The following is a 25658-nucleotide window of genomic DNA, read 5'->3' on the forward strand; positions in this document are numbered from 1 at the left end:
ATTTAGTTGAAGTTAAACTCAACATCTTTCTTATCTGTTGCTGAAGCTTCAAAATATGGAAGAGTTGCAAGTCCTAGTTCAGTTGCAGGAACTGATGAAGGTCATGCAAATAGTTTTTGGTTAAATTGTCTTACTGAAGAATTGTAAAGTCTTCTTGCAGCACTAATTTCTCTTTCTAAATATGATGCTTGATCCATAAGTTGTGTAATAGATTCATTCGCTTTTAAATCTGGATAGTTTTCTGCTGTCATTATCAATCTACCTAGAGCAGATTCTGTTTTTTGAGCAACTTCAGCTCTGTTGTTTGGCGTAATTGTCATTTTTCTTAATTTTGTAACGTCACTTAAAACATCTTTTTCGTGTTTCATATAAGCTTTTGTAGCTTCTAGAAGTTTAATAAGTGTATCTCTACGTTTTTTAAGCTGAACATCAATACCTGAGGCTAATTCATTAACTCTTGATTGTTGCTTGTTCATTCCATTTCTCATCACTACGTGAATAATTAGAGGGATGATTAATAAGAATGAAATATATCAAATAATTTTACCCCCAATACTTGCGTTTGCTGATTTTGCGCTGTTATCAACATTTGGGTTAAATCCTTCTGGATTTCCTTCTTTTCTAGTGTTTACTAATTGTGCCATTAGTTTTCTCCTTTAATGTGTTGTTATTTTTACAAAACAATTATAAATATTTTGATGTAAAAGTGTGCATATTTTGAATAATCATTTTAATGTCAAAAATCATTTTTCTAAATACATCCCTCTTTTAAATTGTATTTTTTATATAATATAGATATGAATTTAATTAACATTATTGCGGAAGATTTAAAACTTAAAGAATCACAAGTGCAAACAGTATTGAATATGTTGAGTGAGGGCTCAACAATCCCTTTTATTGCACGTTATAGAAAAGAAATTACAGGCGGACTTGATGAGAATCAAATTAAAGACATTGAAACTTACTATGCTAAGCAAAAGTCACTAGAAGAAAGAAGAGAAGCAGTTATCAGACTTATCGATGAAAAAGGTATGTTAACAGATAAACTTAAGGATCAACTTCTTAAAGCAACAACTCTAAAAGACATCGAAGATATTTATTTACCATTTAAAGAGAAGAAAAAAACAAAAGCTACTGAAGCTGTTGCTAAGGGTTTAGAACCATTTGCAAAAATAATTCTTGCAGCACAAAATTATTTAGATGTTAAGCAAAAAGCACAGGAATTTATTAATGACAAAGTTTCAACTATTGAAGAAGCTATTGAAGGTGCACAATTTATTATTGCTGAGTATGCTTCTGAAAGAGTATTTTTTAGAAAATGAGTAAGAAATTTCATTTTAAGAAATGCTAAACTTAAAACTAAATTAAAAAAATCAGCTGTGGATGAAAAAGAAGTTTATAAAACATATTATGAATTTGAAAAAGAGTTAAGATGATTAGCTAACTATCAAGTTCTTGCTATTAACCGTGCTGAAAAAGCAAAAGTACTTACAGTTACATTTGATTATTCACAAACACAAGTTACTGACTTCCTTATTAAGAACATGAATAGATATAACAATGATTCTACAGCACCTTATATTGAAGCTGCTGTTAAAGATGGTTTTAAACGTTTAATTAAGCCATCTATTGAACGTGAATTCCGTTCTGATCTTACTGAAAAAGCTGGAACTGGAGCAATCGAAATATTTGCAAATAATTTAGAACAACTACTATTAACTCCTGCTATAAAAGGTAAAACAGTTCTTGGAATTGATCCAGGATTTAGAACTGGGTGTAAAACTGCAGTTATTGATAGAACAGGAGCACCAAAAACAATTGGTGTAATTTATGTTTTTAAAGAACGTGATGCTTATGTAACTCTTGACGATACATTTAAAAACTTTGATATTGATGTTATTGTTATTGGTAATGGTACTGCTTCAAGAGAGACAATGGAACTTGTTGCTAAGTATCTTAAATCTAGAAATATGAACATTCCATTTACAATCATTTCAGAAGCAGGAGCATCAGTTTATTCTGCTTCAAAAGTTGCTCAAAAAGAATTCCCTAAATTACAAGTTGAACAACGTTCTGCTATTTCTATTGCAAGACGTTATCAAGATGCTCTTAATGAATTAGTAAAAATTGAACCAAAAGCAATTGGTGTTGGTCAATATCAACATGATGTTAATCAAAAACAACTTGATGCTCAATTAGGTTTTGTTGTTGAAAAAATTGTTAACCAAGTTGGAGTTGACATTAATACAGCAAGTGCAGAAGTTTTACAATACATTTCAGGTCTTTCTTCAAAAGTCGCAACTAACATTGTTGAACACCGTACAACTAATGGTGTATTTAAAGAAAGAAAAGAAATCAAGAAAGTTAAAGGTCTTGGTTCTAAAACTTATGAACAAGCTATTGGTTTCTTGAGAATAATTGATGGATTAAATAAACTTGATTCAACTTCAATTCACCCTGAATCATATAAAATAGCAAAAGCTATTATTAAAGAAAATAAAATTTCTTTAGAACAAATTGGACAGGCTAATCAATTGCAAGAACTTAGCATACAAGAACTTGCTAATAAATATGAATCTGACAAATATACAATTCAAGATATTGTTGATGGTATTTCAAACCCTCAAAGAGATGTTCGTGATTCATATGATGCACCAATACTTAAGACAGAAATTCTTTCAATTGATAATATGGAAATTGGTCAAGTAATGGAAGGTAGAGTTCAAAACGTTACTGAATTTGGTGCCTTTGTTGATCTTGGTGTTAAGACTGCTGGATTAATTCATAAATCAAATATGGGTGAAGGATATGTTAAAAATCCTTTAGAAGTAGTTTCAGTAGGAAAAATAGTTGAAGTTGAGATCATTTCTCTTGAAAAAGAAAGAAAAAGAATTGGACTTAAATTATTGAAAAAATAAGCATTTAATGCTTTTTTAATGCAATTTTCACCTTTTTATAGTATTTTTTACTATTTTTAAGGTATTGACCCATTAGGTAAAAGTTAGTTATCATTGTATAATTAATTTGATACATTGATTTAATATCGATGTTTTTATAAATAAGGAGGATATGATGAAATATAACCTTGCACACCGTGGTATGTCTGGTATAGCTCCGGAAAATACTCGAACAGCTTTTGAAGAAGCAAAAGCGTTTAAATTTGATGGCGTTGAATTGGATGTACATTTAACTTTAGATAATGAGATAGTCATTATTCATGATGAAAAAATTAACAGAACAAGTAATGGTAGAGGGTATGTCAAAGATATGGAATTATCAAAACTTGAAGAATTTAATTTTGCAAATAATTTCGCTGGAATTAGGAATGAAAAAATACTAACCCTCAAAGAGTTTTTAAAAGATTTTAAAGATTCTTTTAAGTTGATTAATATTGAACTAAAAACAGATGTAAATGAACAAATAGGTATTGAGGAACTCGTCTTAAAAGAAATTTATAAATACCCAAAACAAAATTTTATATTGTCTTCATTTAATTTTGATACTTTAAAAAGAATTAGAGAATTAGATGAAAATGTTCAAATTGGCTTCCTTTGAAAAAGACACAAGAACTTTTCAAAGATACCTAAAAAAGAAATAAAAGCAGTTTGTAATTTTTTAAATCCTTCAATTAGGCTTTTTGCACTTCCGCACTTAAAGCTTAAATATGATACTTTGAAATTGCCTTACAATATTTGAACTATTAAAACAAAAAGAGTTTTTAAAAAGTTAATGAAAAACAAGAAAGTTAATGCAATAATATGTGATTATAAATATGACAAAAATGGAATTATTTATATGAAACATCGTCATTAGTGGCGATTTTTTTATTGTAAAATTGGATTTTATAAGATAATTAATTTAACTAATAAAATTAAGGGGGATTAATATGCATAGAAATATATTAATTATTGTAGCTCTAGTTGTTGTATTTGCCATTACATTTCTTGTCACTATTTCCGCAAGACGTAAAAGAAATAAACTTTTGCAAAATCCCTTATTTGATACTCTAAGAAAATATCAAGATGAAATACTTGATAAAGGTTATGATATCTCCATAACAAATAAACCAACTAATCAAAAAAATGATGAAAAGTTACTTTACCAGGCACTTGGTAAAATATCTAATGTTGATTTTAATCTTAAAGAACCAGAAGGTGAATTAAAGAGTTGTAACATGTGAATTAGTGAAGATAGGTTGATTATAAACAATGACCAGGAAAACACGGCATTCAAGCTAAAAAGGGTTGTTGAATTCGAATTTGACCTTGATGAAACATCTAGTGATTTTCTTTTTAGTTATAATGATGAATATTTTAGAGTTACCACTAAAGATTTATATTTTGTAGCGTTATTAGATTTACTTGTAGCAAAATTTAAACAAGATAAAGAAAAGAAATAAAGTAAAATTAAATTAATGGATTAATAAGGAGTAATGAATAATGATATTTAAAAGAAAGAAAAAAGTGAAGGCTAGTTTTAAGCAAAAAACAACTGAAATTGTCTTAGCTGAATTAGATAATGTTATTAAAACAGGTGAAGTTCCAATTGATTTTGAACCGGAAGTTTCAATTAATACAAGTGATCTTGATGGAATTTTTTCCATTGAATTAAATTCACTAAAAAACGGAGAACCTGAGAGTTTTAAAAAAACCTTTAAGAGACCTAATTTAGAAGAAAAAATTATTGAGTGACTTGAAGAGATTGGTTATGAAAGATTCCAAAAAAGAATCCTTAGTTCAATTATTGAAAAATAAAAGTTATATAAAAAATAGCAACGTTGCTATTATTTTTTATCCTTTAAATCAATTACTTGTGTTTCAATAATTGAAATCTCTTTTTGTAGTGATTCAATTGTTGCCTCTGGTTTTGAAGTTAAACATTTAATTGTTGTTGCATACATACGCTTTTTATTATTAAGGCTTTGTATTTCTCTATTTATAACTTTATGCTTTTCTGATATTCGTCTTACTTCTTCTAGATTATCTTCTAAATAAATTAATCTTAGAACATCATCAACAGAATAAGTTTTCATTATTTGTAAGATTTTAGCCATTTCTAGTTGTGTAAAGTTTACTCCTGAAAATTTTGCTTTATAACGTGGGTCTTGTAACATGAATGAACCAAACATACCTACAAATGCGCCATCTCCCATTAAGTTAAGTCTTTTAATTTTTATATCTGGTAGGTGATCTAAGAATTTTCCATAATACTCATTGAAGTAAGTTTTATTTTCTCCATAAGAAACTGTAAGTGAGTTTAAACTTCCGTGTAAGTTTTTTCCTAGGTCAGTAACTTTAACTTTATGTCCGAATCATACTTTAAGTATTGAAGATTCTAACTCAGCACCAAATGCTACAAATTCAACTTCTTCCAATATATTTACTTTTGTACTATTAACAATTTTCTTAATACAAATAACAAGTCTTGCTTTCATAAACTCAACGCTTCATCTTTTATCAAAATCATTAACGAAAGTTTTGGTTTTTACCTTTTTGGTTTTTGGGTCAATTGTAGCTATCGAGAATGCGAATGGTTGTGCATTTCTAACACCCAAGAAATTGAATGCTTCAAAATCTATGTATACTCTATATTTCATATTTCTCTTTCTGAACTAATAGTCTCTTTAAGTAAAACTATTTTCTATATTATATATTACATATACAATGTTAAAATGTAATTATGTATAAGAATAAAAAAATTAATGGGCAGAACATTAGATATTTCGAAAAAAACAATGGTTCAAAATGGACAATAATCTTTGTTCATGGGTTTAATTCAAGTTCAATTTTCGCAAAAAACCTATTCACTTTAAAGAATGAATACAATATTATTGCAATAGATATGATTCCTGAAGATTCAAAAAAAGATATTGAATATGATGAATTGGTAAAAATTGTTAAATATTTCATCAAGAAAAACAGAAATAAAAAAATTATTCTCCTTGGGCATTCACTAGCGGGAGGGATAGTTTCAAAAGTAGGTATTCATCCAAGAGTTAAGAAGGTTATATTCCTTTCAACAATCACACCTTCAATGATTGAATCAAAAGGTTATAAATTCTTAAAAAACCATCACCAGCCTAAAAGCAAACTTGCATTAATTCTTTCAAATAAAATCGAGGAAAAAGCAAAAGAAAAATATGAGTGAGTTCATAAATTTTTAGATAGAGACTCTATTTGAGCGAAAATTTTAAATGAAACAGTATTAGATGACACATTTATGGGTAAATTAGATAGAAGATATAAGGTTCTGAAGTCAAAATCATACTTTATTGTTGGAAAAGATGATTCAGTTATAAGTACTAAGATTTTCATTTCATATGTAAATTCTCTTAAAAAAGAGGTAAAAATCATTGGGGTAAGACATAATCCTATTAAAACTGCCCCCAAAGAAGTTAATGATTATCTCAATAAAATAGTAAAAGATAGCATTAAAACAACTAAAAAAAGGTTTTTTATTAATAAATAGAATTATAATTAAAGAATGGGAATATCAAAAAACATAATAGAATGAATATTGATTCCAAAATCCCTACCAAGCTCACCTAAATATATTAACCCTCAAACTTGAATGGGTCCCCAAATGTGGAGTACTATTAAAAAAGAAGTTTTTAAGAGGGCTGATTATTCTTGTGAGGTTTGTGGAGGACAAGGAACAAAAGATCCTGTAGAAGCTCACGAGCTTTGAGTTTTTGATTACCACACTAAGGAACGGGTATTTGTAAGATTCCTTGCTCTTTGCCCATTATGTCATTGATTACAACATATGGGGTTAGCTTCAATAAGAATCACAAACCATAAACTTGATCAAAAAGAATTGGTGGAACACTTTAATAAATTAACTAATTCAGATTTAACATTTGAAAGAATGTATGAAAGAGCGATTTTTGTATATAAAAAAATAAAATCAAAACACTATGAAATTAGTTTGGATAAGGATAGAGAACCATTGCTCAAATTATGAAAAGATAATTAAATGGATTTTTAGAAACAATACTGATTTAAAAACAACATATAAAAAATGCAACGCTTAAATCTAAATAAGTGTTGCATTTTAAATTTGGGTATGATAAAGAGAGGTGTGACTAAGACCTCTCTTTTAATATTAATAAAAATGATATTATGAGGAAATTAACCTCATTGCCCGGAATACAAGAATTTCCGAACATAATAATTATAACAATCTCAAAAATGAAATATGAATAGTACATACTTAAATACATACATAAAGTATATAAATTAAGTAATAGCACCAAAAAGCAATATTTATAATTGTATTTTCCCTCTTTAAATAAGGTTTTCATATCTCTGTTGTGATTTTTGCAAAGAAAAAACAAACTATTATAAGTTTGTTTTTAAACGAGGTTTTTTATTTTTTTATATTAAATTATAAAGTCCATTAATTTAAATACATCTTGCGATTAAAAGATGAGTTCAACTATAAGTTAAGGTTTGGCTTACGCCTGCCTACTTTCTTTCTAAGCGACGGATTTTATTATATTCATATTAAGTATATAATATATCGAATATATTCATAAAATCTTTGGGCTAGATAATTCCATTAATTACCTTGCCCATATTAATTATCTACCTTTTACCTTTTCACTAGTGCATTTCACAATGTTAAATACAAAAAATAGGTAAAGTTACCTATTTGTTTAAATGCTTGTTAAAGAAGTTTAGCATCTTTTCATAAAGATCAAATCTGTTCTCTTGATTACTAAATCCATGACCTTCGTTCTCTTTTAAAATGTATTCAACTTGAACACCATTTTTCTTCATTGATTCAACAATTTGTTCTGCTTGTTTAATTGGAACACGTGGATCTTTTGCTCCTTGAACAACCATTAGAGGTGTTTCAATTTCGCTTGATCTGTAAACTGGAGAAATTCTTTTTGAGTGCTCTGGGTTGTCATAAGGATTACCCATCGCTTCTTCAAAAATATTTCCTGGTACTTTTCAGTAATCGGGGAAACCATCTCAAAATGTGAATAAGTCAGAAACTCCAACATAATCAACGGCTGCTGAGTATAACTTAGGCTCATTGATAATTCCCATAAGAGTTGCATATCCACCATATGATCCACCATAAATACCGATCATTCCTGGTTTTGTATAACCTTGTTCAACTAATCAATGTGTTCCATCAGTTACATCATGTTGACAATTAAGTCCTCATTGGTGTCAACCTTTTACAAAGTGATCTTTACCATAACCTGTAGAAATCCTAAAGTTAGGTTGGAACCAACCAAATCCTCTATTAGCAAAGAATTGCGCTTCTGGACTATAACCTCATGAGTCTCTTACTCAAGGTCCACCATGTGGGTTAACGATAATTGGGATTGGTCCTTTAACATCTTTTGGAAGAGTTAGATAACCGTGTATTGTTAGACCATCTCTTGCTTTGTATGAAATTGGTTTCATGTCTACTAAGTTTTCAGGGATTAAATATTTTTGATCTTCACTCATTTTAATTAACTTATCTTGATCGGCAAAATAGAAGTACTCATCTCTAAGTTTTTTATCACTCATTGTGCTAAACGAAACAATTTTATCGTTTGTACCAAGTAAAGCCCCAACAATTATTATTGAATCTTTTTCAGCTGGGAATCTTTCAATTAACATTTTTCTTCATTTATTATGTTTTGCTTCAACTTCTTTGTCTAAATATTTAACATCATATTTTTCTTCTTCATATCAAACACAAATTGGTTTTTTGGTAAAGTAGTCAACTCTTAATGCTCCAGCATCAACAATATCATTTTCAAAAATGGGATCACCAATAATGTTCAAGTTTAAGTCTGCTGTGAAAATAGCTGTTTTATCTCTATTTTCATTACTCATTACATAAACTTTATCTTTAGCTTTTGAAGTAAAGCCAAGAATTGAAAAACTATCTTTTGAACTAACAAATTTAATTTCTTTCCCGTCTTTAAATATTTTATCTCCACCTTGGATTGTTTTTGAAGTATAAATACTTTTGAATAAATCCATATCGAATAATAATGAATCTTCTCCAAGTTCATGTTCTTCTACAAGTTCTCTTTTTCCTGTAACAATGTCGTACATATATAAGTCGAAAGAAGCACCATTTCTTTCATTGTGAGAAACTAATATCTTATTTTTATATTGTTCTCTCTTATCAATGTAAACATCAATATTTAAAGTATCAAGTCCTGCAACTTTTAATTTTTCTCCAGGAGTTATATCTTTTTCTTCTTTTGTTTTTATATCAACTAAGAAAACATGATCGTTTTCATCTCCATTGTTATCTTGTGTGTATAAAATTTTGTCATTATTTTTCCAACTGTATGAATAAATATTTCTTCTTTGTTGAGTTGTAATGATTTCTACTTCTTCAGTTTCAACATCTAATATATAGATATTTCTTCTTTCTTTATATGAGTCTAAGAAAGCTATTTTTGTTCTATCTGGTGAAAGAGAGAAGCTTCCTTTAGAGCTATTTTTAAAAAATTCTTTTAATGGTATTTGCATAAAATAATTATATACTCTTTGCTTTTAGTGGAAAATTTTCTGAGATATTTTTTATTAACATGACTCTTGAAACAATTTAAATGATTGTTTTATTCGCCTTTATTACCATTTATGAGATGATATATAAAAGATACTTAGGAGAACAAAATGAAGAATCAAGAAAACTTACAAATTAAACCAACAACAAATCCCTTGGATTGAAGGAATGGTAATCCAACTGATATGTGTAAATCATGATATATGATTTGATATAAAGCGCCCTGAAACTTTGGATACTTTAATGCATTTAAATCAAAGGAAAGCGAATATACAACAGACGTTATAGAGGCCTTTTTAGAGCTTCTTAAATGAAGAATTGATATGATCGTAAAATCAGGTTCAACACCAATTATTGTTCTTCCACCAAGGAAAAACAGTTGAGACCAAACAATGAAGTTTGTTGTTGAAAACATTGAAGGTGTTGAATTCATTAAAATTAAAACACCAGAATACAGAGGACTTCACTTCTTAAAGGATAAAGAAGAAAGAGAGAAAACAATTGAGAGTGTTTTTCCCAAATGAAAAGTTAAGTTTAATCCTGAAGTATTAGAAAAAGAAAATGTTCATTATATCTTTGTTGATGATTTTTATACAACTGGGACAACAACAAAAGCCGTCTTTAAAGCAATCCAGGAAAATACAAGACTTCCCGAAATTAAACTTGTTGATGATGAATTAACAAACTTTGACGCTTTATATATGGCAAGAACTCAAAACAAGCGTAATGCTAAAAGTAGAAATATGTGAATTGTTGATTTTGAATTATCTGAAAAAGTTAATAAATTAGCTCTAGATGATAAATTTAAAGATAATGAAAGAGATAGTAGTTTTTACAAAAAAGAAAAATAAGAAAATGGTCAATCTTAAAGGATTGCTATTTTTTTAAACCTTTATTTATTTTGTTATTAAAAAAAGACTATCCCCTTTAAAAGAAGAAAGTCTTTTATGAATCAAGAAGATTCTTTATTTTTGGTATGGTCAACAATGTTGATATGGTACCCGCGACTGGACTTGAACCAGCACGCACGAGGCAAGAGGGTTTGAATCTCTCATGTCTACCATTCCATCACGCGGGCATTTATTACTCTATATATTATAAAGAGTTTTTTACCTTATTTTTAAATAAATATTTTAATGATATTAATGGATAGAAAATAAAACCAAATATTGGCATCATTATAGCCCAAAATACTAGTCACATTCCTGCTTTTAAATCTGCTGCAAATCTAATTAATTTATTAGCAATCGAGAATATTATTGCAACACCTCAAGCTATAATGAAAACAAGTAATCATATAGCTGAATCACCAGATATATCAGTGAATCATGCTCCTGCAGATTTAATCATATACATTAATATTTCTGGTTTAATGTTTGAACCACTTTGAATATCATTGATAATTCCATCTATATCTATATGTTGTGCAAATTTAGCGGCACTTATAATAAATTCTTTTACATGTGGAGTAACTGAAATGTCAAAGAATTTTAGTTCCCCTTGACCAGCAACAAATAATATCGCCTTAATTGTTTGTGCGTTTGTTGTTTTATCATTAAGCAACATCTGTAGTTGGTTTTTAAGTATTATTGTATTTTCAATAGAAGTTCCATTAGATTTTAATATAATTCTATTTTCTCCAAAACTTTGGTTAAATAAATCAGCAAATTTTTGTAATTCAGGATTAGTTCATTTATGTTTTTGTATATTATTGCTAATATCATCTAAATATTCTTTAAAATCTTTTGCATAAAGTAGGCCCTTTGCCTCATTATAAAATCTTAATATAAGAATTACAATCATTGTCAAAGCTCAAATAATAACTGCCCCAATTAATAAATTGAATGCCGCACTAATGATGGGTGTAATTTGTAATTTTTGTTTTTTCACTATGGCCCCCTTAATTTTTATATATTTTAATTTTATATTAGAAGTGTAATAAAAACAATAAAATAAACATTCTTATTTTTTAATAATTTATTTATAATTCAAATATGTATGACACAATAGCAGCAATTTCTTCGGGAAATATAAATCAAGCAATATCAATTATTAGGGTTTCTGGACCTGAAGCTTTTGACATAGTTTCAAAAATATTTACTGGTAAAGTTGGTAAGGATAAAACACTAACTTTTGGTAATATTATGGATCAAGAACAAATGGTGGATGAGGTGCTAGTCGCTTGATTTGTTGGGCCAAATACTTTTGTAGGAGAAGATACTGTAGAAATTAATGCTCATGGTGGTGTTGTAAATACTAATAAAATATTGGAACTAATATTAGCAAATGGTGCAAGAATGGCAGAGAATGGCGAGTTTTCAAGGCGTTCATTTATGAATGGGAAAATGGACCTTGTTAAAGCTGAAGCAATTAATGATTTAATTCATGCCAAGTCTGAGTCACAAACACAATTATCAGTTAAAAAATTCGATGGTAAAACTTCTAAATTAATTGATGAACTTAAAAATAAACTATTAAACATCATTGCAACATGTGAAGTTAATATTGATTATCCTGAATATGATGATGTTGAACAACTTACAACTGAAAATTTATTGCCTGCATTAATGAAAATAGAGAATGAAATTAAAGAAATTGTTCGTGTCTCAACTTCATCAAGAGTCATTTATGAAGGTGTGAGTGTTGCTATTGTTGGTAAACCAAATGCTGGTAAATCTTCGTTATTAAATGCTCTTTTACAAGAAGAAAAAGCCATTGTTACTGATACACCTGGGACAACAAGAGATATTGTCGAAGGTTCATTGCAGGTTGGTCAAGTATTACTTAAGATTAAAGATACTGCAGGAATTCATAAGACTGAAGATAAAATTGAAAAAATTGGTATTGAAAAATCAATCTCAGAGATTTCAAAATCAGATCTTGTAATTCATCTAATAGATTCAAAAGAGGGTCAAACAAAAGAAGATGAAGAAATCGAATTAGCAGCTAAAGGAAAACCTTATTTAAAAGTTTGAAATAAAAATGATTTAGTTCAACAAAAAGGTATATCAATTTCTGCAAAGGAAAATGAATTAAAAGAACTTTATGAAGCAATTGAAGAAGAATTCAAAAATATTGATTTAAATGATGAAAGAATTGTTTACAACACAAGACAACTTTCACTAATTAAAGCATCTTTAATATCAATTCAAGATGCAATTAGCGGTCTTAATATGCAACTTGGTCCTGATACCATCATAATTGATATTCAAAAAGCTTGAGATGATCTTGCTAATATTCTAGGTAAGGCAGACCAAGAAGATTTATTGGATTCTATGTTTAAAAATTTCTGTTTAGGTAAATAATATATTTGCCTTTTTTTATAATCTTTTTTAATTATAATTATTGTATGAAATATATAGATACACATATGCACGTAGTGCCTTCTGAATTTGATAATTATGAAGAAGTTATAGAAGCAGCTTTTAAAAATGAAGTAGCAACAATGTTTGTTGTTGGTTGTGAAAGAGGAACTATTCCAGAAACACTTGAAATTGCCAAAAAATATAAAGGAATATATCCAATTATTGGAATACATCCAAATGATGCAACTGGTCCTTCAGATGCAAAATTCATAAGAGAAAACCTCACAAAAGAAGTAGTAGCCATTGGAGAGATTGGTTTGGATTATCATTGAGAAGATAATCCTTCAAAGGAAGTTCAAATTAAAGTTTTAGAAGAACAGCTGGATTTAGCTTTAGAAAAAAGATTGCCTGCCATTATACACTCAAGAGATGCTCATGAAGATACAATAAAGGTCCTTTCGAAAGAAAAATATAGAGATTTAAGGATAGTTATGCATTCATATGCTTATGGTGCTGAAAAGCTACAAGAATACTTAAATATTGGTTGTTATATATCTTTTTCAGGTATTGTAACTTTTAAAAATGCTCATGACTTTAAAGAAGCTGCAAAGCAAGTTCCTGCAAATAGGGTTTTATCTGAAACTGATGCCCCATATTTAGCTCCAGTCCCACATAGAGGTAAGAAAAACACACCCGCTTTTGTAAAAGATACAGTTAAATATTTGGCTGAATTAAGAGGTGAATCTCTAGAAGAATTAACGGAATCAATAGCCACAAATGTTTTTGATATTTTTGGCATTAAATAATTTATAAAGACTATTTTAATTATCTCTACAAGGATATTTTTTTAAATAAATGCATAACCAAATTATTATGATCCACAAAATTTAATAAGAAATTAAACGAAAATTTTGGATCCTAATATTAAAAAACTTAGAAAAAGAGAAACAAATATCATTAAAATCATTTTTTAAATAATTGTTCCTTAACTTTCATCCCAATTGTTATAACAATGTATAATTTATATATGACTTTAAACAATTTAAAACTAACAAGCCAGATAGTTGATAAGTTTGCGCAACAAGTTATACCAATGAGTGAATTAAGAATTAAATCTAAGGAAATCTTTTCAGATAGAATTATTAGAATTTCCACACATGCCTTAAACAGAATGAACGAAAGATTAGACGTTAAAAAAGAAAAGCCAGAATACGCACAATTTATACGTTCAAAAATATATGGAAAACATAAAATCATGATGACTTATAAGACACATGATATATTCATTTGTGATATCTCATTTGGAGAAGTAGATATGACATTAGTGTTAAAAAAACATGAAGAATACTATATATTAATTACTGCATATATAAACTCTGCAGAGAGATTTGTAGAATTTATGAAGGAACAATATTCAAAAGAAGAAAAAGGAAGCCAAGTTGAGCAAATATTAAAAGACTCATTATTTGGTGGTAAATCTTCAGAAGAATTCTTTAATGATTTCGAAAAGAAATATAACTTAACTCAAGAAATTGCGCCCAAACCAACTGCAAATAAAAATGTAAAACAAAAAACGCCAAAACAAGGAAAAGAAGTACATAGACAAAGACTCGATGATGAATTTATGGATAAACTTATAAATGAATTAAAATTGCCAGAATTTAGTGCTACAGAAAAACCTGAAACTAAAAAATTCAAAATGCCTAGACCAAAACCACAAGTTAAAACAGGAACTTACCAACAGTCTTATGACGAGAATTATATGGATTCATTATTAAATGATAATTCTCTTGTCCAACAAAGTGTTGAAGACATAGTTGAATTTGAACCAGAAACTGTTCAAAAGGTGGTTATATCTGAAAATGATAGAGAAACAAAAATACCCGAACAAAAAGCTATACACAAGCAGGAATTAGATGATGATTTAATGAAAGAATTATTAGGAGATTTTGCTTAACATAAAACAAAGATAATGAAAATGAATAAGAGGAGAATTTATGATTAATAATGGAAAAGACTTTATAGTTCTTGATATTGAAACAACAGGATTTTCACCATTAACTGAAGAAATAATTGAAATTGCAGCTGTTAAGGTTTGTGGAAAAACACTAGAAGTATTGGATACTTTTGAACTTTTAGTCGAAAGTAATAAAAACATTCCGCCTTTTATAACTAATTTAACAGGAATAACAAATAGAATGGTTCAAGAATCAGGGATTGAAATAGAAATAGCATTGACAATGTTGAGCAAGTTTTCAAAAGATTTAAATGTTTTTGCTCATTATTCACCTTTTGATAAAGGGTTTATTAGAGAAAACCTAAAAAAACATTCAATTGATTTTGAGACAAGTGAGTGATTTGATACTATTGATTTATTTAAAGCTAAATGACCTGGAAGAAAAACTTATAAATTAGAATCATTAATAGTAGATTTTAATTTAGCAAGCAAAGAGGATCACCGTGCTCTTAGCGATACTATGCATACATTAAAATTAATGAAAATAACAAGGGAGAATTAATGAAGAGAACTTTAAGTTGAATTAGAGAAGAACAAAAAGATTGTTTTGGCAATGTTGGTGAACCAACTATTAAATTAATTTGGCCACCAGTAAAAGATGGTGCAATTATTCCTGAAAACAAGATGTTACTTTCTAAGAAGAGTATTGATGAAATTGGTTCTTCTACTAAAGGTGAAGTAAATGGTATTAGATATTCAGTTACTAAACAATTTGTTTTAGGGATAAATACGGTGGATGATTTGAAGTATTAAAAATGGTTCAAAAATAGACATCAACAAACGTAAAAAATATTTACATCCTAAAGGGTGTTTTTTATATCGAAATACAAGACAAAAGAATGGTAATTATACTGAATTTGACTTGTTAAATATATTGATTTATTTATCAATTTTAATAGTGAATGTTTTTTAGTATTAAAAAAGAAACTCTTTCAAGTTCCTTAATTATTTACTTTTTAGCAGGTGTCTTTTTTGTTGCAGCTTTTTTTGTTGCTTTTGCAGTTCCTGTAAAAGTTGAAGCAATTGAAGCTATATTTGTTAACTCTGAAGGCAAGATGATTGTTGCAGCTTCTGAGTTAGCAGTTTGTACTAGGGCTTCATATCCTCTAAGAATTAATGAAGACTCTGTTGGGTTTGAAGAATTAATTAACTTAATCGCTTCTTTTCTACCTTCAGCCTGTAAAATTTCTCTTTGCTTTTCACCTTCGGCTATAAGGATTGAAGAACGTTTTTCACCTTCGGCACGAAGTATTTCTGCTTCTTTTACACCTTCAGCATCAAGAATTTTTTCACGTTTACCACGTTCTGCACGCATTTGTTTTTCCATGGCACGTCTAATATCTTCTGGTGGTAAGATATTTTTTAATTCAACACGAATGATTTTGATACCTCAAGGATCGGTTGCAACATCCAATATTTCTCTAAGTTTTTCATTAATTACATCTCTTGATGTTAGTGTTTGGTCTAATTCAAGATCACCAATTAAGTTACGTAATGTTGTTGCTGTTAAGTTTTCTACAGCGCTTATTGGGTTCATAACCCCATAAGCATATAGTTTAGGATCAGTTATTTGCATATAAACAACTGTATCGATTTTCATTGTAACATTATCTTTTGTAATAACGTCCTGAGCTGGAAAGTCTAAAACTTTCTCTTTTAATGTTTCTTTTAAAACTAGCCTATCTATAATTGGTACTATAAAGTTAACACCATTTTTTAAAATTTTCTTAAATGAACCAAGTCTTTCAACTACGAAAACATTTGTTTGTGGAACAATTTTTATTCCTAAACAAACAAATACAATAATTAAAAGAACTATAACACCTATTACTACTCCTAATATTATTCCCATTTTACTCTCCTATTTTTTTATTTACTATAAAAGTTGCACCTTTAATTGATTTAACGATTACAACTTCGCCTTTTTTAATCTTATCTTCAGATTTGAATCTAAAGTTTTTGTCACCAATAACAATTCTTCCAAATCCCTTTTCATTTCCTGAAATAGTTTTATACTCTTGATTTATAAAATCTAAGTAACCATCTTCAGAATCATGAATAAACCGTTTATTCTTAAAAATTATGAAATACAATACTAATCATGAAAGAATTCAAGAAATACCAAACGCTACAAATTCCGGCCAGATTAAGTCACTGTATTTAGCATGCACAGCGATGGCAATGATTGAACCAAACATCGCAGCAAACCCTACTTGTTGAACAGTATTAATTTCAACAATTAAAAATACAATTGCTAAAATAGCCCAAACAATAAACATTGTTATGAAAAATCCCATAGCACCCCCTTTATATTTAAATTATATACCTTTTTACATTGCTATAAGTATTCTTGGAGCTATTTTTATGTATCACAATTTAAAAATATATATTGAAAATAAAAAAACAAACTATAATTAACACATGACAAAAAAAATAAAAATTATAATGAATATAAATTTAATATTTTGATTAATAGCAGCAATATCAATATTACTAGGTTTTATCTTTACTTTCCTATTGAGTAAAGGAGTTCAAGGCGGGACAAATTCTCAAAACTTAGAGGATATTGGGAACACAGGTTCTAAAGCTGTTGGAGGAATATTAATCGCTGCATCTGTTGGGATAACTGCGATAGCAATGAGTATTGCATTTACAAAATTAAGAAAAGAAGCAGGTAAACCAATAACAATAATTGCTTCGGTATCATTCTTGGTGGGTATTGTGATGACTATAATGTCAATTTTAGATATTGCTTCAATATGATCAATATGACCTTGATTAATTAACTTTATATTTATGATTGGATTTGCTATTTTCTATTCAATCAACAAACAAATAAGAATTAAAAATAGATTTAATTCTTCAGAAAATAAATTAAAAATAGTTGGGAAATTACACACAGAAGGTATTTTAAATCTTGAAGAGTATGAATCAATTAAAAGAAGAATAATTTTTGAACACAATAAACTTAATCAATTAAAAGAAGAAAGTTCAGCTCAAAAAATTCAAAAAGAAAATTCAATTCAAAAAACTCATGAAGAGCAAATCGAAAGTCCAGCTAACCAAATAAAAGAAGAAAAAAAACAAATCAAAGAACAAAAAAAGCGAATAAAAGAAGAAAAAAAACAAATTAAAAGTCCGGTTCATCAACTAAAAGAAGAAAAAAAACAAATGAAGAAGACTAAAAATAAATTAAATAAAATTAAGAGAAAGAAAAGAAAGGAATAAATCCTTCTTTTTTAATTAGATAATAATTAGCACTCTAATGTTAAGAGTGCTAAAAAGGTGCTATAATAGTTAAGGAACAAAAATAATGTTCTTTAAAAAAGGAGGTATTATGAACTTTAATTTTACACCCAATCAATCACAAAAAGATCCTTTAGTAGAATATGGCCGTAACTTAATTGATGAAGCTATCAAAAATAAATTAGATCCAGTAATAGGTCGCGACGAGGAAATTAGGAGAATAATCAGAATACTCTCTAGAAAAACTAAAAACAACCCTATATTAGTGGGTGAACCCGGTGTTGGTAAAACTGCCATTGTAGAGGGTTTGGCCCAAAAAATTGCAAATGGAGAAGTGCCTGAAAATCTTAAAGATAAAGAATTATATGAGATAGATTTACCTTCAATGATTGCTGGTGCCAGTTATCAAGGTCAATTCGAAGAAAGAATGAAATCATTAATGAAAAAAGTTAAAGACTCAAATGGAAATATAATTATTTTCATTGATGAATTTCACACCCTTGTAGGAATGGGTAAAAATTCTGATGGTGGGATGGATGCTGCACAAATAATAAAACCAATGTTAGCAAGAGGTGAAATGCATTTAATTGGTGCAACTACTCTTGATGAGCATAGAAAGTATATTGAATCAGACGCTGCACTTGAAAGAAGGATGCAAAAGATTGCAGTTCATGAGCCATCATTAGATGACACGATCTCAATTCTTAGAGGTCTAAAAGATAGATTAGAAACATTTCACGGTGTAACCATCAAGGACGATGCATTAATTTCAGCTGCCAAATTATCTACAAGATATATATCTGATAGATTCTTACCTGATAAAGCAATAGATCTTATTGATGAAGCTGCAGCAGGAATTCAAACTGAAATGAATTCAATGCCTGAAGAATTAGAAAAGGCTAAGCAAATAATTGGTAGGCTAACTATGGAAAAAACTGCGCTTTCCAAAGAAACCGGTGAAAGTATCCAAAATAGATTATCCAAAATAGATATTGAACTTAAAGAGCAACAAAAAGAATATGACACACTATTTAAAAAATGACACGATGAAAAATCAGCGGTAAATAGTGTTAAAGATTTAAAAGAAGAACTAAATAAAGCTAATGCAGAACTAAATAGATTTAGGGTAGAAGGAAAATTTGAGAAAGCCTCCGAAATAATGTATTCTAGAATTCCTGAACTTAAACAAAAATTAGAAGAAGCAAAAGCTGGAAATAAAAGCAACTCTAACACACTAATAAAAGAAGTTGTTACTGAAAGTGAAATTGCTCAAATAGTTTCAAAATGAACTGGAATACCATTAACGAGTTTACTGGAATCTCAAAAAGAAAAATTATTGAAATTAAGAGAGTCACTCCAAGAAACGGTAAAAGGCCAAGATGAAGCGCTAGAACTTGTAACAGATGCTATTTTGCGTTCAAAAGCAAATATCAATGATCCAAATAAACCAATAGGTTCATTTATCTTTATGGGAATGACAGGTGTTGGTAAAACAGAAGTTGCAAGAACTCTTGCTAAGAACTTATTCGATACTGAAAAAGCAATGGTTAGACTTGATATGTCAGAATATATGGAGAAACATGCCGTTTCAAGATTAATTGGGTCCCCACCTGGTTATGTTGGATATGGCGAAGGTGGACAATTAACAGAAGCTGTTCGTCAAAGACTATATTCTATTGTATTATTTGATGAAATTGAAAAGGCTCATCCTGATGTTCTTAATATTCTTTTACAAATATTGGATGATGGTCAAGTTACAGACTCAAAAGGTAAGTTAATCAACTTTAAAAATACGATTATAATAATGACAACCAATTTGGGTTCTGAAGAACTTATGAATAAAAAGAAAATCAAGCCCAAAGAAATCCTAATTAAATACTTAAGACCAGAGTTTATAAATAGGATTGATGAAATTATCCCCTTTAACTCATTAGATAAAACTGTTATTAAGCAAATTGTTTCATTAGAACTTGCTAAGTTAACAAAAAGAGTTAAAGAACAAAAAATTGAACTGACTTTTACTAAAAAGGCAGTTGAAGCAATAGCAAATAATTCATATGACCCTTTATTTGGTGCAAGACCAATTAAACGTTATATTAAAAAACACTTAGAATCATTAATAGCAAAACAAATAATCTCTTCAAAAATTCTTCCGAAAAATAATTATCAAATTGATTACAAACTAAAAACGTTTATTATTACTGATATTAAAAAAATAATGTCTTAATTTCTAAGTATTAAAACAATCTTAATACATATAGATTGTTTTTTTAATACTGTTTTAATATGTATTTACAAGTGTATTTTTTGTCTATATATTGTTTATAATTTTATAAGAGAGTTGAATTTTAAAAGGAGAGAACGATGAATATTTTAGCTATAGATTTGGGTGGGACTTCAGCAAAAGTTGCACTAATTAAAGACGAGCAAATAATTAAAAGATGAAATATCTTAACTAAAGTAGGTGATATATTTCAAAATATAAAGGATAACCTTGAAGGTTTGGATCTTGAAAAAGTAGACAGAATAGGTTTGTCTATGCCAGGATTCATAGATCATAAAACAGGAATAGTAACTCTATCAGGAAACCTTAAATTAAATGATTTTGATACAAAAAAAGAATTTAAAAAGATTTTTGGTAAAGATGTGTATGTTGTAAATGATGCTAATGCCGCTGCATTAGGCGAGTATTGAAAAGGATTAGATAAACAATATAGTTCAATAATTCTATATACAATTGGAACTGGTATTGGTGGTGGACTAATACTTGATGATAAATTAATTAGTGGAGCTCATGGTTTTGCTGGTGAATTTGGACATGCTGGAGTTATGCAAAATAAATTTGAGTGTGCTTGTGGACTTAAAAACTGTGTTGAACCACTATCTTCTGCAACAGGTATAGAGAAGTTATTAACAGAACATTTTAAAGAAAAGACTACCATTAAAGATGTTTCTTCTAAAATAATTCAAAAGGATCCTAAAGTTACGCAAATTTTAAGAGATGCCTTAAAACCATTGTGTAATCATATAGCCATTATGCAAACGGCAGTAAATCCTGAAGCAGTTATTATAGGTGGAGGACCCTCTGTTCTTGGGCAAGCACTTATAGATATTATTGAAGAAAATTTAAAGGAAATTCAACTACCATTTATTTTAGAGAAGACTAAAATATTGATCGCCAAGACTAAAAATGATGCTGGTATATATGGGGCTGCTATTTGAGCAATCCAAAAAGGTAATTAACCCAAGCGGGTTTACTTTTTTTATCTATTTTTGTACTAAAGCCACTTATTTTTTTGTTATGATTTACTTATAATGACAACTAAAAATTTAAAAACAAAACAGGATATCATTATTGATCATATCTGAAGTTTATATAATGAAGGTTCCTTAACGGATGGGTCTTTTATACCTTCAGAAAGACAACTAATGATTAAGTTTGGATTTTCAAGAAATACCGTTAGATTAGCAATTGCAAAACTTGTTAGCTCTAATTATCTAAAACCAATTCAAGGTAAGGGCTATAGAATTAGAAATAGAATTGATAATAAGTTTTCTAGTTTTGAAAATATCTTTCCAGGAAAAAAGATGACAACTGAATTTTTCAAAATAGAAAAAATGAAAGGTTTCAATAAGGAAGCTGGAATTATGGATCCTGTTTTCATTTATAAGTATAGATGTGCGGATGGCATTCCATTTATGCTTACTATACAAGCAATACCCAAAGAAATTTGGATAAGAATTAATCAAGATTTCGCAAAAGAATCACTATCTAGTGCTCTTAAGCTACTTTCAGAAACAAGGCCGCAATATAAAATGCATGCAACTAAAAAGCGTCTTTCACTAATTGCTACACCTGAAAAGGCTAAAAAATACTTAGATTCATTAGAAAAAGATGTTGTAGAACTAAAAACAAGAAGTATTTCTAAAAAAGGAATTATCTTAGAATATTCAATAAATTATTATAACCATACTTATTTCACACATACTTGAACAGAAATAGCCTCTAATTAGAACTATGATAACTAACTTAAAAAAACTTTTGATACCACTTGTAATACCACTTAATTTAATGTATAATATTATTGTAATTAATAATAATTACGTGTATTAAATAAGTTTAATATGAGCGCTATAGACCAACGACATGAGACACTCTTTTGGCGAAGTAACTCAAAATTTTAATTTGTCATATTGGTTATTAATTAATAAATTTCCTATTATGGCTGTCGCTATCGCGTATTCTCTCTCGGAATAAAATTAAAAAAAATTCAATTAGTGGCTTAATTGAATATAAAAACAAAAGCAGTCTTTGGCGAGCTGCTTTTTTCTTTACATACTTATTTCTTATGACAATAATTAATTATTTTTAAATTAAATGTATTTAAATGTAAATAACTATATATAATAGACATAACACTCTGGAAGTGTTTAATAGATGGAAGGAGTATCTTATGACAGGAAAAGTAAAATTCTTTAACGAAACAAAAGGATTTGGTTTTATCGGTGTAGAAGGAAGAGAAGATGTATTCGTACACTTTTCAGCAATTCAAGGTTCAGGTTTTAGAAACCTATACCAAAACGATATCGTTGAATTCGAAATTGAAAACGTAGATGGTAAAGAAAGAGCAAAAAACGTAGTTGTTACTAAACAAGCTAACGCTTAATTAGCTCTTAATCTAAAAAATGGCTTCGGCCGTTTTTTTTATTTGCATTTATTGAGTTATATCTTGCTAAAACTATATAATTAATATATGAAAATAAGACTAGATAAATTTTTAACTCAAGAAGGCATTGGATCTCGTTCCCAAGTTAAAACATATATAAAATCAAAACGTGTATTCATTAACGGAATACCGCAAAAAGATCCAAAATTTAAAGTGGATATAAGTACTGATAAAGTAGAGTTTAATCATAAAGAAGTAAAATATCAAGAATTTATTTATATAGCTCTAAATAAACCTAAAGGTTATGTTTGTGCTAATAAAGATAATGTTAGTTCAACAGTATTTGACTTAATCCCTGGTTATGAGCATAGAAATCTATTTGTAGTTGGTAGATTAGACAAGGATACTACTGGTTTGGTATTAATAACTGATGATGGTCAATGAGCACACAAACTAAAATCACCTAAATCTAATACAGATAAAGAATATTTTGTTACTTTAAGAGAAGAACTTACAGAAAATCAACTAAAAGCCTTTCAAAAACCAATGACTTTAGATGATAAAAAACTTAAACCTGGGAAAATTAAAAAGCTCGATAAATATACATGCAACGTTATTTTATCCGAGGGAAAATTTCACCAAGTTAAGTGTATGTTTCATAAAATAAATAACAATGTTATTGAATTACATAGAACAAGAATCAAGGATATGGAATTAATTAATTTTAAAATTAAGCAAGGTGAATTTGTAGAATTTACTCCTAAACTTTAACTTTTAAATGCCTTTATTTAAGGTTTTAAGCATATTTTAAGCAGCTAAATAGTTAAATAAGTAAAAGTTTATGGGTTAGAAAAAAAATAGCTTTAAATGCTATTTTTTTACGTTGATTTGAACTATGTGGTAACATTATATAGTATATATAATGGTAAAAGTGCGATTTATACAGTGAAATATACAAAAATAAAATAATGAAAAAAGAGGAGGAACGCATGTCAGAATATTCAGCAAGCAATATTCAGGTTCTTGAAGGTTTAGAAGCCGTTAGAAAAAGACCTGGTATGTATATTGGTTCAACTGGTAAAAAAGGTTTACATCACTTAGTATGAGAAATCGTCGATAACTCAATCGATGAAGCGATGGCCGGTTTTGCAAGTTCAGTTTCAATCAAAATTACAAAAGATGGTTCTGTTGAAGTTGTAGATGATGGTCGTGGTATTCCTGTTGCAAAACATCCAAAAACTGGAAAATCAACTGTAGAGACTGTTTTAACTGTTCTACACGCTGGTGGTAAGTTTGATTCAGATACTTATAAAGTTTCTGGTGGTCTTCATGGTGTTGGTGCATCAGTAGTAAATGCCCTTTCAGATAAATTAGAAGTATGAGTAAGTAGAGGTGGGGAAGTTTGATACCAAGAATATATTAACGGAGGGAAGCCACAAGGTGAACTTAGCGTTATAGGAAGTACAGACAAACAAGGAACAAAAATTAAATTCCACCCTGACAACTTAGTTATGGAAACAATTGAATTTGACTTTGACATAATAAACGATAGAGCAAGACAAATTGCTTATTTAAATAAAGGTCTTAGAATTTCAATTGAGGATGAAAGAACTGGTAAGAAAAAAGATTATCACTTTGAAGGTGGAATCATTCAGTATGTTGAAGAATTAAATAGAACAAAAGAAGTTCTTAACCAAGATGTTATTTATGCAGAAAATCAAGTTGATGGAATTGTTGTTGAAGTTGCAATGCAATACAACACAGGATACCAATCAAATATTGTTTCATATGCAAATAACATTTCAACTATTGAACATGGTACACATGAACAAGGATTCTCTGATGCATTAACACGTATTTTTAATCAATACGCTGGAGAGAATAAATTGTTTAAAAACGAAAAAGAAAAACTTTCTCGTGATGATGTTAAAGAAGGGTTAACAGCTGTTATTTCTGTTAAACACCCAGATCCAATCTTTGAGGGTCAAACAAAAGGTAAATTAGGAAACACAGATGCTCGTAAAGCAACAAACAAAGCTTTATCTGTATCACTTGAAAAATTCTTAGCAGAAAACCCTAAACAAGCAAAGACTATTGTAGAAAAATCATTACTTGCACAAAGAGCAAGATTTGCTGCTGCTAATGCTAGAGAAGCTACACGTAGAAAATCAGTATTTGATATTGCATCATTACCTGGTAAGTTATCTGATTGTTCATCAAAAGATGCTTCAAAATCAGAAATTTACATTGTTGAGGGTGACTCAGCTGGTGGTTCTGCCAAAATGGGTAGAGATAGAGAAATACAAGCTATTTTACCTCTACGTGGTAAGGTAATCAATACAGAAAAAGCAAGAATTGATAAAGTTTTTGCTAATGAAGAAATTGGTTCACTAATTACTGCATTAGGTACAGGAATTGGTGAAGAGTTTAACTTAAATAAACTTAGATATCATAAAATTGTTATCATGACCGATGCTGATGTCGATGGAGCACACATTAGAACGCTACTATTGACATTCTTCTATAGATATTTAAGAAAATTAGTTGAATATGGTTTTGTATATATTGCACAACCTCCACTATATAAAATATCACATGGTAAAACTTCAAGATATGCATATTCAGATTCAGAAAAAGAAGAATACTTAGCAACTCTTGATGAAAAAGTACGTTACACAATCCAACGTTATAAAGGACTTGGTGAAATGGATGCGGAACAATTATGAGATACAACAATGGATCCAGATCAAAGAAAAATGTTGCAAGTTCAGGTTTCTGATTTAGCGACTGCAGATCTAACATTTTCAACACTAATGGGAGATGACGTAGCTCCAAGGCGTGATTTTATTAATGAAAACGCAAAATACGTTAAAAACATAGATTTATAATAAT

The 25658-nt window shown here is 28.9% G+C and carries 25 protein-coding genes and 1 tRNA gene; 19 read left to right on the forward strand and 7 right to left on the reverse strand.

Going from position 1 to position 25658, the window contains the following annotated elements; all coding sequences use genetic code 4:
• Positions 1–2: 2 nt before the first annotated feature.
• Complete coding sequence (locus tag C4B24_RS02155; RefSeq protein ID WP_131598908.1) at positions 3–644, reverse strand: LemA family protein; 642 nt, start codon at positions 642–644, stop codon at positions 3–5.
• 153 nt (positions 645–797) lie between these two features.
• Here C4B24_RS02155 and C4B24_RS02160 point away from each other — a divergent pair, with 153 nt between their 5' ends.
• The 4 genes from C4B24_RS02160 (at position 798) to C4B24_RS02175 (ending at position 4754) form a co-directional block, all read left to right on the forward strand.
• Positions 798–2918: a Tex-like N-terminal domain-containing protein gene (locus C4B24_RS02160; RefSeq protein WP_131598910.1), complete on the forward strand. Its 2121-nt coding sequence runs from the start codon at positions 798–800 to the stop codon at positions 2916–2918.
• Positions 2919–3072: 154 nt separating this feature from the next.
• On the forward strand, positions 3073–3813 hold the full coding sequence (locus C4B24_RS02165) for a glycerophosphodiester phosphodiesterase family protein (RefSeq protein WP_168388322.1): 741 nt from the start codon (positions 3073–3075) through the stop codon (positions 3811–3813).
• A gap of 73 nt (positions 3814–3886) precedes the next feature.
• The gene (locus C4B24_RS02170) at positions 3887–4399 is read left to right on the forward strand and encodes a hypothetical protein (protein ID WP_131598913.1); all 513 of its coding nucleotides are present in this window, start codon (positions 3887–3889) and stop codon (positions 4397–4399) included.
• 40 nt (positions 4400–4439) lie between these two features.
• On the forward strand, positions 4440–4754 hold the full coding sequence (locus tag C4B24_RS02175) for a hypothetical protein (RefSeq protein WP_131598915.1): 315 nt from the start codon (positions 4440–4442) through the stop codon (positions 4752–4754).
• A gap of 29 nt (positions 4755–4783) precedes the next feature.
• Here C4B24_RS02175 and C4B24_RS02180 read toward each other — a convergent pair whose 3' ends face one another.
• Positions 4784–5596, reverse strand: coding sequence for a hypothetical protein (locus tag C4B24_RS02180; RefSeq protein ID WP_131598917.1), 813 nt, complete (start codon positions 5594–5596; stop codon positions 4784–4786).
• A gap of 83 nt (positions 5597–5679) precedes the next feature.
• Here C4B24_RS02180 and C4B24_RS02185 point away from each other — a divergent pair, with 83 nt between their 5' ends.
• A complete protein-coding gene (locus tag C4B24_RS02185) occupies positions 5680–6468 on the forward strand; it encodes an alpha/beta hydrolase (protein WP_131598919.1) in 789 nt (262 codons plus the stop codon).
• Between the two features lie 15 nt (positions 6469–6483).
• Positions 6484–6975: a hypothetical protein gene (locus C4B24_RS02190; protein ID WP_131598921.1), complete on the forward strand. Its 492-nt coding sequence runs from the start codon at positions 6484–6486 to the stop codon at positions 6973–6975.
• A 674-nt stretch (positions 6976–7649) separates the two neighbouring features.
• On the opposite strand, the gene C4B24_RS02195 is transcribed toward C4B24_RS02190, so the two are convergent.
• Positions 7650–9494 (reverse strand): S9 family peptidase, encoded by a 1845-nt coding sequence (locus tag C4B24_RS02195; RefSeq protein ID WP_131598922.1) that lies wholly within the window; start codon positions 9492–9494, stop codon positions 7650–7652.
• Positions 9495–9641: 147 nt separating this feature from the next.
• Between C4B24_RS02195 and C4B24_RS02200 the strand changes: the two genes are divergently transcribed.
• Complete coding sequence (locus C4B24_RS02200; protein ID WP_131598924.1) at positions 9642–10382, forward strand: hypothetical protein; 741 nt, start codon at positions 9642–9644, stop codon at positions 10380–10382.
• Positions 10383–10526: 144 nt separating this feature from the next.
• Here the strand turns inward: C4B24_RS02200 and C4B24_RS02205 are convergent.
• Positions 10527–10609: transfer RNA gene (locus C4B24_RS02205), tRNA-Leu, on the reverse strand.
• Between the two features lie 17 nt (positions 10610–10626).
• Entirely contained in the window at positions 10627–11421 is a 795-nt protein-coding gene (locus tag C4B24_RS02210; RefSeq protein WP_131598926.1) for a hypothetical protein, read from the reverse strand.
• Between the two features lie 104 nt (positions 11422–11525).
• Here C4B24_RS02210 and mnmE point away from each other — a divergent pair, with 104 nt between their 5' ends.
• The 5 genes from mnmE (at position 11526) to C4B24_RS02235 (ending at position 15606) form a co-directional block, all read left to right on the forward strand.
• Positions 11526–12836: a tRNA uridine-5-carboxymethylaminomethyl(34) synthesis GTPase MnmE gene (gene mnmE, locus C4B24_RS02215; RefSeq protein ID WP_131598928.1), complete on the forward strand. Its 1311-nt coding sequence runs from the start codon at positions 11526–11528 to the stop codon at positions 12834–12836.
• Positions 12837–12880: 44 nt separating this feature from the next.
• Positions 12881–13642, forward strand: a complete 762-nt coding sequence (locus tag C4B24_RS02220; RefSeq protein ID WP_131598930.1) for a TatD family hydrolase — start codon at positions 12881–12883, stop codon at positions 13640–13642.
• A 221-nt stretch (positions 13643–13863) separates the two neighbouring features.
• On the forward strand, positions 13864–14793 hold the full coding sequence (locus C4B24_RS02225; RefSeq protein WP_131598932.1) for a hypothetical protein: 930 nt from the start codon (positions 13864–13866) through the stop codon (positions 14791–14793).
• Between the two features lie 40 nt (positions 14794–14833).
• Positions 14834–15355, forward strand: coding sequence for a 3'-5' exonuclease (locus C4B24_RS02230; RefSeq protein WP_131598934.1), 522 nt, complete (start codon positions 14834–14836; stop codon positions 15353–15355).
• On the forward strand, positions 15355–15606 hold the full coding sequence (locus tag C4B24_RS02235; protein ID WP_131598936.1) for a hypothetical protein: 252 nt from the start codon (positions 15355–15357) through the stop codon (positions 15604–15606). The genes C4B24_RS02230 and C4B24_RS02235 overlap by 1 nt, the downstream gene beginning before the upstream one ends.
• A 196-nt stretch (positions 15607–15802) precedes the next feature.
• Here C4B24_RS02235 and C4B24_RS02240 read toward each other — a convergent pair whose 3' ends face one another.
• Both C4B24_RS02240 and C4B24_RS02245 read right to left on the reverse strand, forming a co-directional pair.
• Positions 15803–16705: an SPFH domain-containing protein gene (locus tag C4B24_RS02240; RefSeq protein ID WP_131598938.1), complete on the reverse strand. Its 903-nt coding sequence runs from the start codon at positions 16703–16705 to the stop codon at positions 15803–15805.
• A 1-nt stretch (position 16706) separates the two neighbouring features.
• Positions 16707–17150, reverse strand: coding sequence for an NfeD family protein (locus tag C4B24_RS02245; protein WP_131598940.1), 444 nt, complete (start codon positions 17148–17150; stop codon positions 16707–16709).
• A gap of 124 nt (positions 17151–17274) precedes the next feature.
• Here C4B24_RS02245 and C4B24_RS02250 point away from each other — a divergent pair, with 124 nt between their 5' ends.
• The 7 genes from C4B24_RS02250 (at position 17275) to gyrB (ending at position 25654) form a co-directional block, all read left to right on the forward strand.
• Positions 17275–18081 carry an MFS transporter gene (locus C4B24_RS02250; protein WP_131598942.1) on the forward strand — a complete coding sequence of 269 codons (807 nt, stop codon included), beginning with the start codon at positions 17275–17277 and terminating at the stop codon, positions 18079–18081.
• A 109-nt stretch (positions 18082–18190) separates the two neighbouring features.
• On the forward strand, positions 18191–20326 hold the full coding sequence (locus tag C4B24_RS02255; RefSeq protein ID WP_131598944.1) for an ATP-dependent Clp protease ATP-binding subunit: 2136 nt from the start codon (positions 18191–18193) through the stop codon (positions 20324–20326).
• 137 nt (positions 20327–20463) lie between these two features.
• Entirely contained in the window at positions 20464–21342 is an 879-nt protein-coding gene (locus C4B24_RS02260; protein WP_131598946.1) for an ROK family protein, read from the forward strand.
• 72 nt (positions 21343–21414) lie between these two features.
• The gene (locus C4B24_RS02265) at positions 21415–22113 is read left to right on the forward strand and encodes a GntR family transcriptional regulator (RefSeq protein WP_131598949.1); all 699 of its coding nucleotides are present in this window, start codon (positions 21415–21417) and stop codon (positions 22111–22113) included.
• Between the two features lie 440 nt (positions 22114–22553).
• The gene (locus C4B24_RS02270) at positions 22554–22766 is read left to right on the forward strand and encodes a cold-shock protein (protein ID WP_131598951.1); all 213 of its coding nucleotides are present in this window, start codon (positions 22554–22556) and stop codon (positions 22764–22766) included.
• A gap of 87 nt (positions 22767–22853) precedes the next feature.
• Positions 22854–23537: a pseudouridine synthase gene (locus C4B24_RS02275; protein WP_131598953.1), complete on the forward strand. Its 684-nt coding sequence runs from the start codon at positions 22854–22856 to the stop codon at positions 23535–23537.
• Positions 23538–23755: 218 nt separating this feature from the next.
• Entirely contained in the window at positions 23756–25654 is a 1899-nt protein-coding gene (gene gyrB, locus C4B24_RS02280; protein ID WP_272482636.1) for a DNA topoisomerase (ATP-hydrolyzing) subunit B, read from the forward strand.
• The last annotated feature ends 4 nt before the right edge of the window (positions 25655–25658 follow it).

This window comes from Mycoplasma marinum, from assembly GCF_004335975.1.
GTDB classification, from domain to species: domain Bacteria; phylum Bacillota_I; class Bacilli_A; order Mycoplasmatales; family Metamycoplasmataceae; genus Mycoplasma_K; species Mycoplasma_K marinum.